Consider the following 15318-nt stretch of genomic DNA (forward strand, 5'->3'; position numbering starts at 1 on the left):
CACTCACCCGGGTGAATGCGACGCGAGGCCCGCCAGCGCGGCCTCGATCGCCTCGGGGTCGCCGCCGTCGAGGCCCAGGGCGCGACGGCGGGGATACGGGCGGACCCGCGCGCCGGCGTGCTCCAGCGCCAGGATCAGCCCCAGGATCCGGCCGTCGAGGTCGTCGTCGGGCGGCAGCTCGACGACGCGCTCGTGGCGGGGCGGCGGCTCGCCCCGCAGCGCGGCGGCGACGATCCCGGCCGTCGAGCGGGTCATCGTGCGGGTCGTGTTGACCCCGGGCGGCGTCGGCGAGTACACCGGCCAGTACGCGTGCCGCTCCCCCGACCGCGGCCGGCGCGGGTGGCCGGCGCAGTGGCGCAGGAACCCGTCCAGGTCAGCCGCGTTGTGCCGCAACGCCTCGGCGGTGAGCACGGCCCAGGTGAAGCCGCCGACCAGGCCCCACGCGGCGCCGTCGAGCTCGCGCTCGCGGGACCAGCCGCGGACGCGGGACAGCAGCGCGCGGAACGCGGCCGGGTCGAGCCCCTCCAGCAGCGCGTCGGCGTCACGGACGGCCAGCACCGCGCGCCGGGCGGCGTCGTCGAGCGCGGGATCGTCCGGGTCGAGGCGGTCGACGTCGGCGACGGCCACGTGCTGCACGTCGACGCTGACGCCGGCGACGATGGCGCGCAGCACGGGCACCACGGTCCCGGCCGTGCGCGCCCCGGGCAGCGCCGCGGCGAGCTCGCCCAGCGGGTCGCCGGTCGCGGGGCGCGGGGTGGCCCACACCAGGTCGAGGTCCGTGTCCGGGGCGGCCGAGGTGTCTGAGGTGGCTGAGGTGTACAAGCCGAGGCGGACCGAGCCGACCACGTGCATCCGCGAGCCGGGCCGCACCGCCGCGCCGGCGTCGGCGACGAGGAGCCGGGCCGCGTCGTGGCCGGCCGCGAACGGCACGCTGCGGCGCACCGCGAACGGCTCGTCGCCGCGGCGGCTGATCAGGTCGGCGGCGGTCACGGTGAACTCGACCGGGCGCCACGCGCGCTGCAGGGCGGCGACCCGCTCCGCGATCCGCTCCGGCGGCCCGGTGAGCTTCGCGACCGTCAGGTGCGGCGTGAACCCGTGCGCGCCGCGGGTGTCCTGCTCGGTACACCCGGGAAACCGCGCGGCGAGCGCGGCCTGCAGGCGCCGCAGCGCGCCCGGCGGCGTGGTCTGCGGCTCCAGCCACACGGTGGTGCTGCCGCGGTGCTCGAAGCGTCGCAGCGTCGCCAGCCGGATCCGGATCGGGCCCAGGCCCTCCACCGCCGCGGCGGCCACCCGCGCGGCCGCCTCGAACTCGGCCTCCGGCACGAATCCGTAGACGAGGTTGATGTGCGGCATCCAGCGCCGGTACGCCGGGTCGTGCGCCTCGCGGACGGCCTGGATCGGCGCCCACAACCGCTCCGGCGGGCGCACCACCAGCGCCGAGGTGTGCACCGACGGCGCGTCGAGGGTCTCCCGCCCGGTCTGCAGCAGCGCGGTGACGCCGAAGTGGTCGGAGACGAATCGGGGTGTGCCGCCGTCCTCGGCGAACGGCCGGTCGCCGAAGCGCTCCGCGACGACCGGCGTCAGCGGGCCGCGGACCAGGATGCGGTCCAGCCGCGCGGCGCGCCCGGTGCGGGAGGCGACGGCGGCGAGCGGGTTGACCGCCGGGTCGAACGTGAACCCGGCGTCGTGCGGGTGGATCGCCCGCCACGCGTCGACGTAGCCGGGCACGGCGGGCGCGGCGTCGTCGCCCGCGTTGAGGTCGGTGAGCACGACGGCGGCGTCGAGGTCGCCGCGGCCGAGCCGCTCGGCGATGACCCGCAGCTGGTGCTCGCGGCGCTGCTCAGCCCCCTCGGTGTGGTCGCTCGTCAGGTGGGCGGCGACGAAGCCGACCGGGCGGCCGTTGAGCAGGGTGCGGCCGAGCACGAGGCGCTTGTACGCCGAGAGCCGGTGGACTTCCAGCGCGAGCGGCCACCGCGCGAGCAGGGTCGTGCCGTAGCCGATCTCCGGGTCGGGCCCGGCGGAGACGTAGTACCGCTCCCGCACCCACGGCGCCGCCAGCAGCGCCGCCCACAGGTCGTGGGTGACCTCGTGCAGCGCGATCACGTCGGCGCCGAGGCCGGCCAGCAGCTCGACGCAGGCGGGCACCCGCCGCTCCGGGTAGGTCAGCTCGCGGTCGTAGGCGTCGGAGAGCACGTTGAACGTGGCGACCTGGACGGTGTCGGCGTGCACCGGCGCGGGCGGCTGGGACGGCTCTGCCGGCACCCAGTCCCCGGCCGCCGGGTCGTACCGCAGGCAGGCGGCCGCGTCGAACGCCGACACGCTGCGCTTGGCCGCACCCGGCCGGGTGCGCTGCGGCACCTCGGCGCTCAGCGCGGCCAGGTCGGCGGGCGGCCCGTCGCCGGAGCCGAAGACGAGATCCACGCGGGCTTGGCGGTCCCAGACGGTGACCGGGCCGGCCTTGACGTATTGCACCCGGTGCCACGGCACGTCGCCGCCGCTCACGAAGGCGAGCAGCGGCGTCTCGCGGATGCCGGCGCCGCGGTCTTCGTAGCCGACGAGGAATCGGGCGGCGTCGAGGGTGGCGTCGTAGCGGATCCGCGAAACGACGTCCTGCACGGGTCGCAGACCACCGCCCCGCGCCTTCGCCATGCCGGAAGCCTAGGCCGCGCCGCGCGCGGGCGGCGACCGAATTCTTCCGTGATCGGGGACAGATGCATCCAGGTGAACACCAGCGGCACGGCGCCGTCGCTGATCAGGTGGTGGTCGTCACCGCAGCGCCTCCAGCGTGCCGACCACGCCGTGGCGCTGCAGCGAACGGCCCCACGAGGCGAGCTGGTCGCGCAGCTCGGCGTCGTCGGCGAACCCGGGCGGGAACACGGCGTCGAGCTCCAGCAGCGACGGGGCGGCCCGCAGCCGGTCGGCGAGCGGGTCGTCCAGCGGCAGCGGGCTGCCGTCGTCGGCGTGGCCGCGCACGAAGCGCATCCAGGCGGCGAGCACGAGCGTCGCGTACCGCGGCATGTCGCCGGCCGCCCGCCGGTCCGCGATCGTGCCGAGCAGCCGCTGCGGGAGTTTCTGCGTGCCGTCCATCGCGACCTGGAGCGTACGGTGGCGCAGGGCCGGGTTCGAGAAGCGCTCGAGCACGCTCTCGCCGTACCGCCGAACGGAGAGCCCCTCGGGCGGGCGCAGCGTGGGCGCGATGTCCGCCCGGATGAGACTTTCCATGGCCGCGCGCATCCCGGGCAGCGCGAGCGCCCGGTCGATGGTCGGCGCGCCGGCGAGCGCGCCGAGGTAGGCCAGGGCGGAGTGCACGCCGTTGAGCACCCGCAGCTTGAGCCGCTCCCAGGGCGCGACGTCGCCGGTGAGGATCGCCCCGGCGAGGTCCCACGCGGGCCGGCCGCCGGGGAAGTCGTCCTCGATCACCCACTGGCTGAACGGCTCCGCGGCGACCGCGGCCCGGTCGATCAGGCCGAGCGACGCCTCGGCGGTGGCGAAGGTGGCCTCGGTACTGGCGGGCACGATCCGGTCCACCATGGTGGACGGGAAGCTCACGAAGCCGGCGACGGACTCCCCCAGCTCCGCGGTGACCAGGGCGCGCAGCCGGTGGCCGTTGCCGGGCAGGTTGTCGCAGCTGACGAGCGCCAGCGGCGCGCCGCTCGCGGCCCGGGCGCGCAGCCCGCGCACCAGCAGGCCGAGCACCTCGGAGCCGGCGCGGTACGCCTTCTCCGTCACCGTCAGCGTCACGACGCGGATGCCCGGGTCGGCGAGGCAGGCCTCGACGGCGGCCGGGTCGCTCGCCGCGTGCATCGCCCGGGCGTGTACGCCGAGCACCCGGGGGCGCACCCGCTCGCCGTCCAGCGTCAGCACGCTGAAAAGCAGGTCCTGCTCCAGCAGCGGCTCGAGCACGGCCCGGGAGCGGGGCGCGACCGCGGCGATCGCCCAGTCCCCGCCGCCCCGGGCGATCGCGTCCTCGGTGTAGACCGCCTGGTGCGCGCGGTGGAAGGCGCCGAGCCCGAGGTGCAGGATGCCGGTGCCGACCTCGCCGGGGCGGATCGCCGGGCGGGCGGCGGGGTCCAGGCGGTCCACCGTCGATCGGCTCAGGCGCTCCATGCGGGCCCCGCCGGGAAGGAGTAGGCGATCGACTCGGGGCGCAGCGTCACGCTGTAGCCGGGCCGTTCGGGGAGGCGGTACCGGCCGGCGACGACCCGGACCGGGTCGGTGAAGTGCTCGTGGAGGTGGTCGACGTACTCCACCATGCGTCCCTCCAGGGGGCTGCCGATCCGCAGGTGATCGAAGAAGGACAGGTGCTGCACGTACTCGCAGAGCCCGACGCCGCCGGCGGCCGCGGTCGGGAACCGCACGTCGTGTACGGCAAGGCTGGTGATCCGGGTCACGCGGCAACTCCATTGTGGATGGTGCGCTGGAAGACGCGCTTGGGCTGATGGTAGGCGAGGTCGGCGATGGTCTCCGCGGCCTCGTCCAGCGGCAGGCGGTGCTCGGCGACGAGCCGGGCGAGGAAGCCCGCGTCGACGCGCCGGGCCACGTCGTGGCGGACCGGGATCGAGCAGAACGCGCGGGTGTCGTCGACGAACCCGGCGGTGTTGCAGAAGCCGGCGGTCTCGGTGACCGCCTCGCGGAAGCGGCGCAGGCCCTCGGGGCTGTCCCTGGTGTAGAGCCCCGAGCCACGGGCGAGGCACTGAGCGGGCGGTCACGTGCGTTCGGCGCCGGCCGGCCAGATCACCGTCATCGGGACGCCGCGGATCCTCGCCAGGGCCACCACGTCCGAGGTGCCGCCCGGGTCGTCGCGCTCGTGGCCGTCCCACACCGCGACCAGGCGGTCGACGCGCTCCAGCATGATGCGGTTCGCGGCGACGTACGCCGGCGCGCCCGAGCGGCGCTCGCCGGTGGGCAGCACGACGCGGGCGCCGGCCAGGAGCGCGTCGAAGTCGCGGCGGCGCTCGGCCGGGACCTTAAGGCGGTAGTCGGGGGCGGGCAGCACGACCTCGTAGGAGCCGCCGACCTCGAGGACCGCGCGGGCGAAGAGCTGGTCGGCGCCGTCGGCGAGGCAGGTGACGCCGACGATCTCGGCGCCGTCGAAGGCGCGCAGGTGGCGCACGAGCGCGCTGTAGATCACTTCCGCGGCCCCGTCGGTGAGATTGGTGTGGCCGGTGATCCCGATCCGCATGGTTGTCCCCTCCCGGTCACGCTACGCCGCGATCCCGACCGGCTCATTCAGCCGCACGATGGTAAAGCCCTCGTCGGCCAGCATGTCGGACATCGAGCGAACCGCGTCGCGCGCCTTTTCCCGGCTCGGCTCGCCGAGCTCGTCCCAGCCGGTCAGGTCGGGGTGGCGCCGGCGGCGGTCGTCGCGGGGGCCGTGCCGCCAGCCCTGGCCGGCCCGCTCCGCGCACCACCGCTCGTGCTCGAGCCGGGCCAGCCGTTCGATCTCTTCCTCCGTGATGACCGCGTCCTCGCCGTTGCGCACGGCGATGACGCAGCCCAGGACCTGCATCTTGGCCGCGATCCCCTGCACCTGGGCGCGGTTGGCGTTGCGCATCGACTCCGACAGCCGGGCCCACTCCACGCCGCTGGCGGTGCCGCCGCGGCCGTTGGCGGTGAGGTACCGCTGATGGAACTCCCGCGCGAGCCGCTCCGTCAGGTCGTCGGTGATCAGCCGCGCATCACACGCGCGGGTGAGGATCGGGTAGACCTGCAGCCGCCCGCCGACCTCGTCGAGCAGGTCGTTGTGCTCGCCGCCGTGGAACGCGTCGGCGAGCGCGGCGCTGTGGTACGTGGCGACGAACACCGCCTCGGTGACCGCGTGCCACAGGTGCGGGCTCTCCATCGCCAGGTCCAGCATCCGCTGCTCGTCGTGGTGGCACAGGTAGATGCGGTCGTACCGGGCCGGGCGCGCCACCCGCGGCAGCCACGTGTCGAGCAGCTCGTTGTGGGCCCGGATGCGGCAGGACTGCTCCAGGAACGGGAAGCGGGCGGCGAGCGTGGCCACGGTCCGCCCCGCGTCCGGGCCGATCATGTCGACGTGCAGCCCTTCCGGGGCGCCGCCGGTGGCGCGCCAGAAGCGGGCCGTCTCCACGAGCAGCACCCGGGGGAACGAGCCCTCGCCGGCGATGAGCAGCCGCAGCGGCCGCTCGCCGTCGCGGCGCAGCGGGTGGCGCTGGTAGAGCCGGCGCGCGGCGACGTCGTCGACGTGGAAGTAGTCCAGCCGGAAGCGGTTGGTGCCGGCGGCGCCGAGCCGGCGTGCCTGCAGCAGGTGGCAGGTCTGCTGCCGGTTGACCCGCACGTAGATCCACGGCGACGTGCGGCGCAGCTGCAGCTCGGTGCCCGCGGCGACCGCGACGGCGTGGTTGACCTGGTCGTCGTCGCCGCACACGTAGAGGTACCGGGCGCGGCGCAGGCCGGCGGCGCGCAGCACGTTGGCCGAGCGCGCGTCGCCGCAGACGCCGAGCATCCGGCGGTGGCGCAGCTCCAGCGGGCCGAACGCCTCCGCGCGCACCTGCACGACGTGGTGGCCGGTGTTGAACAGCTGGCGGGCCAGCGCCTTGGCGAACGGGGTGTCGCCGCACACCACCGCGTGCCGGCGGGCGGTGCGGGAGCGGAACCGGCGTACCTCGTTGGCCAGCAGCAGGCGGCCGGTCTCCACGACGGCCAGCAGCGTGAACAGCGGGGCCAGGAGGCGGGCGACCTCCAGCTGCCACGGGAACGGGCCGCCCACCTGCAGTGCGTCGGAGCCCAGCACGTACAGCTGCAGGACGAAGTAGAACACGTCGAGCGGGTGCTCGCCGTGCTCGTGCTTGTACATCCCGACCCAGCCGAGCCCGAAGGCGGCCAGGCCGATGACGGCGAACACCCCGCGGACGATCGTGCTCGTTCGGGAGCTGCCCCACTCCGGCACCGCCACCTGCCACCCCCCGGCCGCTGTCGATGAGCTTCCAGTGTGCGGTAATCGCAGCGCTACTGACAGACACCAATTTCGCGGAGTTCGATCGGTGTTCGTTGGCGACGGGTCGTTCCTCGGGCAGGATCGATGGATGCCGAAGCTGCGCGAGGGCCGGATCGTGACGTTCTACTCGTTCGCCGGCGGCTCCGGATGCACGATGGCGCTGGCCAACGTCGCGTGGATCCTCGCGGCCAACGGGCGGCGGGTGCTCGCCGTGGACTGGGATCTGGAGTCGCCGGGGCTGCACAAGTACTTCGACCATTTCCTCGAGCAGCCCGGGCAGCCGTGGCCGGAGGAGACCGGCGGGGTGAGCGACCTGATCCGCCGGTTCGAGCGGGCCGGCACCTACGAGCCGCCCCGGCCGCTGCGGCTGTCGTGGGAGCACTTCCCGCCCGGCGGCGGCATCGACTACCTGCCCGCGGGCCGGCACGATCCGGCGTTCACGCCATCGCTCGGGGCGATGGACTGGGACGCCTTCTACGCCAAGGGCGGCGGCCTGTTCTTCGACGCGCTGCGCCGGCACGTGACGACCAACTACGACCTCACCCTCGTGGACAGCCCCTCCGGCCTCGGTGACCTGGCACTGGTATGCATCTCCCACCTGCCCGACGTCGTGCTCAACTGCTTCACGCTCAGCGGCAAGAGCATCGACGGTGCGGTACAGGCGCGCCGGACCATGCGTGGCACGGACCGCCCGGAGCGGATCCTGCCGGTGCCGATGCGGGTCGACCCGGCGGAGCGGGAGCGGGCCGAGGCCGGCCTGCGCGCGGCCCGGAAGCGGATGCCGGACCTGCCGACCGGGATGAGCGAGCGGGAGCGCGACGCGTACTGGCGGGCCGTGGAGGTGCCGTACCACCACGCCTACGCCTACGAGGAGACCTTGGCCGTGCTGACCGAGCAGCCGGGCCGGCGCGGCTCGGTGCTCGCCGCCTACGAGCGCCTCGCCTGGCACCTCGGCGGCCCCGGCGTGCGGGGGCTGCCGCCGGTCGACGACGGCGTGCGGCACCGCACCGCGGACCGCTTCCAGCGCCGGCCGGGCGGGCCGGAGGGCCGGCTGGTGGTGCACTACGAGCCGGCCGACCAGGCCTGGGCGGACTGGGTGATCGCGACGCTGGCCGCCGCCGGGCTGAGCGTGCAGGACGCCGGCGAGCGGGCCACGTCCTTCCAGTCCCCGGAGGCGGGGCGCGAGCTGCGGATCATCTCGGCCGGCCGGGCGGCGGCGGAGGCAGCCCGCCAGCCGGTCGACGCGGCCTCGGCCCGCCCGCCGCTCGGGGTGTACGTCGACGACGTGCCCGCCGTGGCCGCGTTCCCGGAGCCGCCCGCGGTGCGGCTGCGGGGCCTGGCCGAGGGCGACGCCGTCGACCGGCTGCTGCACCTCGCCGGCGGCACCGCCGGGACGCGGCCGCCGGCCGGGCTGCGCTACCCTGGCGCCCCGCCGTCGGTGCGCCGGGTCCCGGACCGCACGGCCGGGTTCACCGGCCGCGAGGCGGAGCTCCGGGCGCTGCGCCGCCGGCTGCTGCGGGCCGGGCAGGCGGGCCCGCACCACGTCACCCCGGTGGTCCTGCACGGCATCGGCGGCGTCGGCAAGACCGCGCTCGTGGTCGAATACCTGCACCGCTACGCCGGTGCCTACGACCTGGTGTGGTGGGTGGACTGCGACCGGGCCGAGGCCGGCGTCGCCGACCTGGCGCGGGAGCTCGGGGTCGCGCCGGCCGGCGACGCGGGGGCGGCCGCCGCCGCGGCGCTCTCGGCGCTGCGCCGGGGCTCGCCGCACCGCCGCTGGCTGGTCGTCCTCGACGGCGCGGATAGCTACCGGCAGGTCCGCACGCTGCTGCCGCAGGGCGCCGGGCAGGTGGTGATCACCTCGCGGAACCGCTCGTGGGACGGCCGGTTCGCCCGCATGGAGGTCGGGGCGTTCGACCCGAAGGACAGCGTGCTGTACCTCGGCCGGCACGTGCCAGGCCTGGACCCCGCCGGGGCCGCCGGGATCGCGCTGGCGCTGGGCGACCTGCCGCTGGCGCTGGCCGCCGCGGCCGAGCAGCTGCGGACCTCCGGCGAGTCCGGCGCGCAGTACCTGCGCCGGATCGAGGACGGCGGGCTCGGCATGCCGGCCGTGGAGGCGGTGTGGGAGCACTCCCTGACCCGGCTGCACGACGAGTTCCCGGTCGCCTACCGGCTGCTGCAGCTGTTCTCGGTACTGCACAGCGACACCGCGACGCACGTCGTGTACAGCGACGCCATGGCCGAGGTACTCAAGCCGTACGAGAAGCTCGTCGCCGACCGGCTCACCCTGGCCTCGCTGGTGCAGCAGATCAGCCGGCTGGGGCTGCTGGAGCCCGACCTGGGCGTCGAGCGGATCCACATGCACCCGCTGCTGCAGCGCGTGGTGCGCGAGCGCACCCCGGCCCCGGAGCAGCCGGAGGTGCGCCACCAGGCCCACCTGGTGCTGGCCGGCCTGGCCAAGGGCCGCGACGTCGACGAGCGCCAGGACTGGCCGCAGCTGGACCTGATCTGGCCGCACCTGGCGGTGTCGCGGGCGGCCGCGTGCCGCGAGGAGGCGGTGCGTGAGCTGGTCCTCGACCGGATCCGCCGGTTGCTGCACGACGGCGCCCTGGCGCAGGCCGCGGAGCTGGCCGCGCGCACCGAGGCGGAGTGGTCCCAAATCCGGCCCGGCGACCCGGGCGGCGCCGACTGGCAGCTGCTGCACCTGCGCGGCCTGCGCGCCACCGTGCTGCGCGAGCAGGGCCGCTTCGCCGAGGCGCTGCACACCGACGAGGAGGTGGCCCGGGCGCAGGCCGGGCTGCTCGGCCCGGAGCACCCTAACACGCTGGTGACCCACGACCGGCTCGTCGCCGACCTGCGCGGGCTGGGCCGCTACACGGAGGCGATGCAGCTCGCGCTGCGGGCATACCGCTCGTGGTCGCGGGCCGTCGGGCGGGACCACGCCCGCACGCTCGACGCGCTCACCGGCCTCGCCACGGCGTACCGGGCGGCGGGGCGGTACCGGGCGGCCCGCCGCTGCGACGAGCGGGTCGCCCGGCGGCGGCCGTTTCCGGGCCCGGACCGGCGTCTGGCGGTGCTGCGCTCGGCCGCGGGCCTGGGCCGCGACCTGCGCGACGCGCGCGAGTACGCGGCCTCGGTCAACCTGCTGCGCGCGGTCGCGGAGGCCTGCGAGGAGACCCTCGGCCCGGGCACGCCGGCGACCGTGGCCGCCCGGGCCAACCTGGCGGTGTCGCTGCACGCGGCGGGCCGGCCGGAGGAGGCGGTACCGCTGCTGGGCGACGCCTGGCTGCGGATGGCCGGCTTCGCCGGGCAGGCCGGCCCGGACGCGCTCGCGTGCCGGCACAGCTGGGGGCTGAGCCTGCTGGCGACCGACCGGGCCGAGCGGGCGCGGGCGGAGCTGGAGCAGGTGCTGGAGCTGTACCGGTCCGGGCTCGGCCGGGCGCACCCGCTGGCGCTGGTCGCGGAGGCCAACCTGGCGGTGGTGGCCGCGGCGACGGGCGAGCGGGCCGCGGCCCGCGACTCGGCCGCGACGGCCGCCGCCGGCCTGGCCGCGGTGCTGCCCGCGGGTCACCCGCACGCCCAGGCCGCGGCCGCGAACGCGGCGGCGCTGGGCGACGGCCCGCCGGGCGCCGCGCCGCAGACGATCGACCCGTACTGAGCCGGCCCCGCGATCCTTGGAGGCTAGGCCGCCGCGCGGGGGGCCGAGCCGGTGGCCGCCAGCCAGCACATCAGGTCGAGCATGACGGTCAGCGCGTGGAAGTGCGCCTTGCCGTGCTCGATCTCGGCCTTGGCCCCGGCGATGTGCTCGGCGAGCCACCGGGTGTGGCTGGCCGGCGCGAACTGGTCCTCGGCGCCGTGCCAGAACCGGACCGGGACCCGGATGTCGCCCAGGTCGAAGCCCCAGTCGGAGCTCAGCGCCAGCATGTCGTCGATCCAGCCACCGGCGCCGGCGCGCACGGCCACGGCGTAGGTCTGCAGCAGCTGGCTCTCGATCCCCGGATCGGCGACGATGCGCCGGTCGGCGCCCGGCATCTCGCGCAGCAGCCGGGTGAGCAGGTGCCGCGGGTCGGCGTTCACCCGGTCCGACTCGTGCCGCAGCTGCCCCTGCAGCAGCTCGCCCCCGTCCTCGGCGGCGGCGTAGGAGTGCTGGTTGGACGCGGCCATGTCGCGGTACCAGTCGAGGCCGATCGCGTCGCGGGGCGCGAAGCTGACCAGGGCGGCCGCCCGGGTGACCCGCTCCGGCAGCAGCGCCGCGCAGGCGAGCGCGTGCGGGCCCCCGCCGGAGCGGCCGAGCACGGCGAAGCGGTCCAGGCCCAGCGCGCCCGCCAGCGCCAGCACGTCGTCGGCGGCGTCGGCCACGGTGCGCCGCTCGCGGCGGGTCGAGTCGCCGTAGCCGGGCCGGGAGTAGCAGATCAGCCGGATGCCGGCGCGGTACAGGACGCTGTTGCGGGGCTTGGGGCCGCTGGCGCTGCCCGGCATGCCGTGGTGGAGCACGACCGGCCGCCCGTCGGGCTTGCCCGAGACCTCGTACTGCAGCCTCCGCCCGCCGGCCATCACGAGCTGGTGCACCGGCGCCCTCCCCGTGCGCGCGACAACAAACGTTTACAAAGCCGTAAATATACGAGCCCGACGGCACTCAATCCAACCGCATACCTAGAATTGGCGAGGTGCCACCTGCGGATTCGCCGGGTGTCGCCAACTACCCGACGAGGGGATGTCCGGGCAATGTCTGGACAAGCCCCCGAAGTCTGCGAAAGATGACTCCCCGTGGGCACGCCGATGCGCCAACTGATCTTGAAGATCGAGAGCCGCTGCAATCTGAGCTGCGACTACTGTTACGTCTACGAGAGCATCGACCAGAGCTGGCGCCGGCAGCCGACGGTGATGAGCCCCGAGACCGTCGGGCACGTCGCCCGGCGCATCCGCGAGCACGCCGCCCAGCAGGGCATCGACGGCCTCGAGGTGGTGCTGCACGGCGGCGAGCCGCTGCTGGCCGGGCACGAGGCCGTCGCGGCGACGCTCGGCACGCTGCGCGACGCGCTGCCCGGCGTGCAGTTCCTGATGCAGACCAACGGCATCCTGATCGACGAGGAGTTCCTCGAGCTGTTCCACCGCTTCGGGGTGCGGGTGGGGGTGAGCGTCGACGGCGGCCAGGAGGCGACCGACCGGCACCGCCGCTACGCCAACGGCCGCGGCTCCTACGACCGGATCGCGGCCGGCATTGCGAAGCTCATGCGGCCCGAGCACGCGGCCGTCTACAACGGCCTGCTGTGCACGATCGACGTGCGCAACGACCCGGTCGAGGTGTACCGCGCGTTGCTGGAGTTCCGCCCGCCGAAGCTCGACCTGCTGCTGCCGCACGGCAACTGGACCAATCCCCCGCCGCAGCGCGACCAGGCTCTGCGCTACGCGGAGTGGCTCGTGGCCGTGTTCGACGCGTGGTACGACCAGCGTCCCGCGCCGACCCGGATCCGGCTGTTCGAGTCGATCATCGCGCGCCTGTTCGGGCTGCCCAGCGAGACCGAGGCGATCGGCGGCGAGGCGCTCGGCATCGTCACGATCGAGACCGACGGCTCGTACGAGCAGTCCGACGCGCTGAAGACCACCTTCGAGGGTGGCCCGGCGACCGGCCTGCACGTGGCCACCCACGGCTTCGGCGACGTGCTGGAGCACCTGGCGCGGGTCGCGCCGGCGAGGCTGCCGTCCGCGTGCGAGCCGTGCCCGGTGGCGGCGGTCTGCGGCGGCGGCCTGCGGGCGCACCGGTACGCCGAACCGGCCGGAGCCGCCGAGGCCGGGTTGCCGGACCCGTCGCCGCACTCCGCCGGATTCGACAACCCGTCGGTGTACAGCGACGACCTGCGCGCCCTGATCACCCACATCACCGGCCGGGTCCGCACCGACCTGGCGATCGGCGCCGCCGCATGAGCGGTACGCAGCGAAGCGGCGCCTGGTCTGGGTCGATCAGCGCGAAGCCCCATCGAGCCAGACTGGGCGTTGGGGCCGCTCATCAGGGGCACAGGTGTAGCTCATGCCGCTACCGGAGCGAAGCGGAGGTCTCGGCATGAGCGGATTGGGCGCGGAGCTGACCCCGGTGCAGTTCGCCGCCGTTGCCTCCGGTTACGGCGACGCCGGCGCGATCGCGGCCCTCAACGAGGGGCAGCTCGCCAAGCGCAAGACGCTGGTCGCGATGGTCGGCCGCGACGCGCGCGGCACGGAGCACGCCGCCGCGGTCGCCGCGGCGATGGATCTGCTGGCGCGGGCCGAGAAGGCCGACCCGGCGGCGGTGGACGCGGTGCTGGCCCATCCGCACGTGGACTCCTGGGCGATGGCGTGCCTCCACGGCCTGGCCGACCTGGCCGGCGGCCGCGCCCCCGCCGACCTCGCGGCGACGGTGGGCCACCTCGCCGCGATCGCGACGGCCGCGGCGCTGGCCGCCGGCGTCGCCTTCGACATCGAGGTGCCCACCCGCTTCGGCGCGGTCGGCGTGCCCGGGCTGGGTGAGGCAGTCGGGCTCGGCGACGGCCCGGCGCGCGCGGTCGGCGACGCGGGGGGTGCCCGCTTCGAGGGGGCGCACGGCGCCGTGGTCCGCGTCGACGGCCCCGGCTGGCGGCCGCGGCGCGTCGTGGCCCTGGCCGGCGGGCACGCGCTGGCGATCGAGGACCAGGACCCGTATCGGGACTGCTACGGCTACCGGCCCCTGCCCTACCTGGGCGAGGCGGAGGCCGACCACTTCGCGAAGCTGCTGCACGACGCCTGGCTGCTCATCGAGCGGGACCACCCGGCGCACGCGGTGGCGATGCGGGCCGCGCTGCGCTCGGTCGTCCCGGTGAGCCACGACGGCATGATGGTGAGCTCGGCGTCCCGGCACGCCTACGGCTCCATCGCGATGTCGGTGCCGGACACCGCGGCCGACGTGGCCCTGCTGATGATCCACGAGCACATGCACGCCAAGCTCGGCGGCCTGCTCGACCTGATGGACCTGCACTCCGGCGGGGGCCGCGCGTCGCTGTACGCGCCCTGGCGGCTCGATCCCCGCCCGGTCGGGGCGCTGCTGCAGGGCGTCTACGCGCACGCCGGCGTGACCGACCACTGGCGCCGCCGGCGCCGGGCCGCCGACGGCGACACCGCCCGCGCCGAGGCGCAGTTCGTCTACTGGGGCGAGATGAACCGCCTCGCCGCCCACTCCTTGATCCACAGTGGCGAATTGACACGGGCCGGCGAGCAATTCGTGACGGTGCTCGCGGGGACTCTGGACGGGTGGGCCACCGAGGAGGTATACGAGCCCATCGCATTTCACGCGCGCCTATTTGTACTCGCGCAAACGGTGCGCTGGCGATTGCTGAACTGGCGACCGGGCGACGCCGAGCCCGGGCTGCTGCTCGACGCGGTCCGCGCCGGGCGGTTGACGGACCGCCTGACGGACCGGCTGACGGACTGGCTCGGCCCGTCGGGCGAGGTGCCGCACGCCGCGCCGGTCCGCCCGGTCGACGCCGCGGGGATCCTCGGCGTGCTGCGCCCGTGGCTGGACGGGCAGGTCGAGCCGGCCGAGGCGGGTGGCCCCAGCCCCGACGACGCAGGCGCGATGCTGCTGCGACACGATCCGGACGGGGCCGAGCGGGCCTGTCTGGCGCGGCTGGACCGCGACGGTGCGGACGTGGACGCGTGGCTCGGCCTGGCGATCGCGCGGGCGTGGATCGGGCACCGTGAGCGCCGGCCGGACCCGGTCGCTGAGCTGCTGGAGCGCCGCCCCGACGTCGCCCGCGCGGCCGTGCTCGAATTGCAACCTGCAAATCCCCGACACGCGGCCAGCGAACTCGTCGCGGGGCTGGTGTCTCTGCCTGGAGGCTCCTAGATCCTTCGCCGGAATGTGCCATACTTCTGCCGTGGTATTGCCATGCCGTCACCTGGCAGAGTGCCAGCGCGCTCGACGACGCCGTCATCCAGAACGGGTAACGCCGCCGACACGTTGACAGGGCAGCATTGGAAACGGCAATGCAGAGACCATCCCCGGGTTCGCTCGACGGGGGGATCACCTTTCAACACCCAAGCACTCTCATCCAAGGTGGAAGCATGTACGAAGCAGGGGCGCGCGACGCCGCGGGCGCCGGTGAACGCGAAGAATTAGTCCGACTCGCACACCAGCGGCTGCAGACCGTGGTGCTGAAGGCGGAGACCACGACCACGCTGGACAGCGTGATGCAACGGCTGTTCGACCGGGACCACCGCGAACTGCTCACCTACTCGGCCTTCGGGTCCTCCCTCTAACGCTTGGTCGCCGAGCGGCACCCGAGGAAGGGTGACGCCGGCCGAAGCCGGCGCCAGCCCCCACCGGGGCGGCCGCACCGGTCCGACAGACGCCG

The 15318-nt window shown here is 75.1% G+C and carries 9 protein-coding genes and 2 pseudogenes; 4 read left to right on the top strand and 7 right to left on the bottom strand.

Features of this window, described 5'->3' with window-relative positions; genetic code table 11:
• Positions 1-3 precede the first annotated feature (3 nt).
• The 6 genes and pseudogenes from ACGFI8_RS35010 to ACGFI8_RS35035 all read right to left on the bottom strand — a co-directional run bounded on the left by ACGFI8_RS35010 (position 4) and on the right by ACGFI8_RS35035 (position 6916).
• Complete coding sequence (locus tag ACGFI8_RS35010; RefSeq protein ID WP_392811170.1) at positions 4-2649, bottom strand: RNA repair domain-containing protein; 2646 nt, start codon at positions 2647-2649, stop codon at positions 4-6.
• 117 nt (positions 2650-2766) lie between these two features.
• Positions 2767-4107 (bottom strand): mannitol dehydrogenase family protein, encoded by a 1341-nt coding sequence (locus ACGFI8_RS35015; protein WP_392811172.1) that lies wholly within the window; start codon positions 4105-4107, stop codon positions 2767-2769.
• A pseudogene (locus ACGFI8_RS35020) lies at positions 4095-4337 on the bottom strand (fuconate dehydratase); the annotation flags it as partial. The pseudogene ACGFI8_RS35020 and the gene ACGFI8_RS35015, both read right to left, overlap by 13 nt.
• 50 nt (positions 4338-4387) lie before the next feature.
• A pseudogene (locus ACGFI8_RS35025) lies at positions 4388-4702 on the bottom strand (glucuronate isomerase); the annotation flags it as partial.
• Positions 4703-4705: 3 nt separating this feature from the next.
• Positions 4706-5182 carry a hypothetical protein gene (locus tag ACGFI8_RS35030; protein ID WP_392811174.1) on the bottom strand — a complete coding sequence of 159 codons (477 nt, stop codon included), beginning with the start codon at positions 5180-5182 and terminating at the stop codon, positions 4706-4708.
• A gap of 21 nt (positions 5183-5203) precedes the next feature.
• The gene (locus tag ACGFI8_RS35035; RefSeq protein WP_392811175.1) at positions 5204-6916 is read right to left on the bottom strand and encodes a RyR domain-containing protein; all 1713 of its coding nucleotides are present in this window, start codon (positions 6914-6916) and stop codon (positions 5204-5206) included.
• A gap of 130 nt (positions 6917-7046) precedes the next feature.
• On the opposite strand from ACGFI8_RS35035, the gene fxsT reads away from it, so the two are divergent.
• Positions 7047-10616 carry an FxSxx-COOH system tetratricopeptide repeat protein gene (gene fxsT, locus ACGFI8_RS35040; protein ID WP_392811177.1) on the top strand — a complete coding sequence of 1190 codons (3570 nt, stop codon included), beginning with the start codon at positions 7047-7049 and terminating at the stop codon, positions 10614-10616.
• A 23-nt stretch (positions 10617-10639) separates the two neighbouring features.
• Here the strand turns inward: fxsT and ACGFI8_RS35045 are convergent, their stop codons facing one another.
• Entirely contained in the window at positions 10640-11527 is an 888-nt protein-coding gene (locus tag ACGFI8_RS35045; RefSeq protein ID WP_392811179.1) for an alpha/beta fold hydrolase, read from the bottom strand.
• A 198-nt stretch (positions 11528-11725) separates the two neighbouring features.
• Between ACGFI8_RS35045 and ACGFI8_RS35050 the strand changes: the two genes are divergently transcribed.
• The 3 genes from ACGFI8_RS35050 (at position 11726) to ACGFI8_RS35060 (ending at position 15223) form a co-directional block, all read left to right on the top strand.
• Positions 11726-12883 (top strand): FxsB family cyclophane-forming radical SAM/SPASM peptide maturase, encoded by a 1158-nt coding sequence (locus tag ACGFI8_RS35050; RefSeq protein ID WP_392811182.1) that lies wholly within the window; start codon positions 11726-11728, stop codon positions 12881-12883.
• A gap of 136 nt (positions 12884-13019) precedes the next feature.
• Positions 13020-14810 (top strand): aKG-HExxH-type peptide beta-hydroxylase, encoded by a 1791-nt coding sequence (locus ACGFI8_RS35055; protein ID WP_392811183.1) that lies wholly within the window; start codon positions 13020-13022, stop codon positions 14808-14810.
• Positions 14811-15028: 218 nt separating this feature from the next.
• Positions 15029-15223, top strand: coding sequence for a hypothetical protein (locus ACGFI8_RS35060; protein WP_366225047.1), 195 nt, complete (start codon positions 15029-15031; stop codon positions 15221-15223).
• Positions 15224-15318: the final 95 nt, after the last annotated feature.

This window comes from Dactylosporangium sp. NPDC048998 (genome assembly GCF_043197855.1).
Lineage (GTDB): Bacteria > Actinomycetota > Actinomycetes > Mycobacteriales > Micromonosporaceae > Dactylosporangium.

Excerpts from the sequence above, each read along its gene's own strand:
- ACGFI8_RS35010 (WP_392811170.1), bottom strand. The coding sequence starts at position 2,649 with ATGGCGAAGGCGCGGGGCGGTGGTCTGCGACCCGTGCAGGACGTCGTT.
- ACGFI8_RS35015 (WP_392811172.1), bottom strand. The coding sequence starts at position 4,107 with ATGGAGCGCCTGAGCCGATCGACGGTGGACCGCCTGGACCCCGCCGCC.
- ACGFI8_RS35030 (WP_392811174.1), bottom strand. The coding sequence starts at position 5,182 with ATGCGGATCGGGATCACCGGCCACACCAATCTCACCGACGGGGCCGCG.
- fxsT (WP_392811177.1), top strand. The coding sequence starts at position 7,047 with ATGCCGAAGCTGCGCGAGGGCCGGATCGTGACGTTCTACTCGTTCGCC.
- ACGFI8_RS35055 (WP_392811183.1), top strand. The coding sequence starts at position 13,020 with ATGAGCGGATTGGGCGCGGAGCTGACCCCGGTGCAGTTCGCCGCCGTT.
- ACGFI8_RS35060 (WP_366225047.1), top strand. The coding sequence starts at position 15,029 with ATGTACGAAGCAGGGGCGCGCGACGCCGCGGGCGCCGGTGAACGCGAA.